This window comes from Roseburia zhanii, assembly GCF_014287635.1.
GTDB classification, from domain to species: Bacteria; Bacillota; Clostridia; order Lachnospirales; family Lachnospiraceae; genus Roseburia_B; species Roseburia_B zhanii.
The window spans coordinates 1-1,875 of the sequence record NZ_JACOPH010000054.1; the positions used below are offsets into that span (position 1 = coordinate 1).

1 protein-coding gene is annotated in these 1,875 nt (G+C 41.0%); it reads left to right on the top strand.

The window, feature by feature from the left end:
• Positions 1 to 487: 487 nt before the first annotated feature.
• Entirely contained in the window at positions 488 to 1,783 is a 1,296-nt protein-coding gene (gene ltrA, locus H8S17_RS15980; RefSeq protein ID WP_004615792.1) for a group II intron reverse transcriptase/maturase, read from the top strand.
• Positions 1,784 to 1,875 lie beyond the last annotated feature (92 nt).

Consider the following 1,875-nt stretch of genomic DNA (forward strand, 5'->3'; position numbering starts at 1 on the left):
CCAGTTGTGCGCCCAGCTAAGGGTGTGTAACCAAGTCGGTGGGAATCCGATTTATCCAAGGTCTAGCCAGCCAGATAATAGCGAGTCTTGGGATGTTGTTGGTAACAGCAACTGACAAGCGTAGACAGCAAGAAAGCAGGGTTGCAATGCTATTGAGCCTCGAAAAGTTAACTTCAGTAGGCCGACGTCTTAACTGGTGCGGAAGGCAACAGCACACAAGTCATTATGGCGAGAATTGTGTGGCGCTGCGGGGTCAAAGGGCCAATCATGCTTGACATTGTGGGTACACATCAACTGGGGAGAACCTGTTGTCTCTCGTATAAGAGTATGAAGTATCAACTGAAAATGGAGAGCTTCAAATGGATAACAGGTAGTCGGACAGTCTCATAGTACTGATGAAATCGGGTAATGCCGATGGAGGGAAGGGGACTGCATAGTAACGGTCTTTCTGAGGACACATTATCCGTACTCAGGGACGGAGGAAATAATGGGAACGAAATTAGAAAGAATAGCTGAAATATCGGCAGAAACAAAGAAACCTGTATTCACATCCATATATCACTTGATAAATGCAGAATTGCTGAAACAATGCCATAAAGAATTAGATGGCAAAAAGGCAGTTGGTGTTGATAAGGTGACAAAGGAAGAATACGGAAAGAACCTCGATAGAAATATCGAAGACTTAGTACAGAGGTTAAAGAACAAATCTTTTAAACCACTCCCATCATTGAGGGTATATATTCCAAAGGGAAATGGAAAAATGCGACCGCTGGGAATAGCCTCTTACGAGGATAAGATTGTCCAAATGGCAGTAAAGAAAGTACTAGAAGCAATTTACGAGCCAAGATTTCTGAACTGTATGTATGGATTTAGACCAAACAGAGGTTGTCACGAAGCGGTAAAAGAAGTATATCAGAGAATCAGTTATGGGAAAATCAGCTACATAGTGGACGCTGATATTAAAGGATTTTTCGATCACATTAACCATGACTGGATGATGAGATTTCTGGAATGGCATATTCAAGACCCAAATCTGCTCTGGCTGATAAAGAAATATTTAAAAGCTGGAATAATGGAAGATGGAAAATTTGAATCAACAGAGGAAGGTTCAGCACAGGGTTCAGTCATGAGTCCGATGCTAGCAAATATATACATGCATAACGTGTTAACGCTGTGGTTTAAATTTGTGGTGAAAAAGACGTTAAAAGGAGACTGTTTTCTGGTGAATTTTGCAGATGATTTTGTAGCTGGATTCCAGTATAAATCAGAAGCAGAGTGGTATTATTCAGCCCTGAAAGAGAGGATGGAACAATTCAATCTTGAGCTGGAAAGCAGTAAAAGCAGGTTGATTGAATTTGGGAGATTTGCAGAAACCAACAGACTATCCAGAGGAATAGGTAAGCCAGAAGCATTCGATTTTCTAGGTTTTACTTTCTATTGCGGGAAAACAAGAAAGGGAACATTTGCATTAAAGTTGCAGACATCTCGAAAGAAGTTTGAACGTAAGCTGAAAGAATATAAACTATGGATATATGATAATCGGAACCGTCCGGTCAGAGAAATCATAAAAGAGCTGAATGTAAAGCTTGTAGGTCACTATCGCTATTATGGAGTAACATGGAATTATAGAAGATTATGTGCATTCTTACACAGAGTACAACAATTCCTGTTTAAAGCGGTAAATCGTCGAGGTTGCAGAAGAGCCTATACATGGGGTGGTTTTTGGGAAATGCTAAAGTGTTATCCGCTTGCGAAACCAAAGACGTACTATTGCTTATATTAAAGTGAATGTTATTATGAGGAGCCGTATGCGGGAAAGCCGCACGTACGGATCTGTGAGGGGCTAAAGTTGCAAGGCTTTAGTCTACTCGACTG

Bases quoted from the DNA above. Each gene is read 5' to 3' on its own strand.
- ltrA (WP_004615792.1), top strand. From the start codon at position 488: ATGGGAACGAAATTAGAAAGAATAGCTGAAATATCGGCAGAAACAAAG.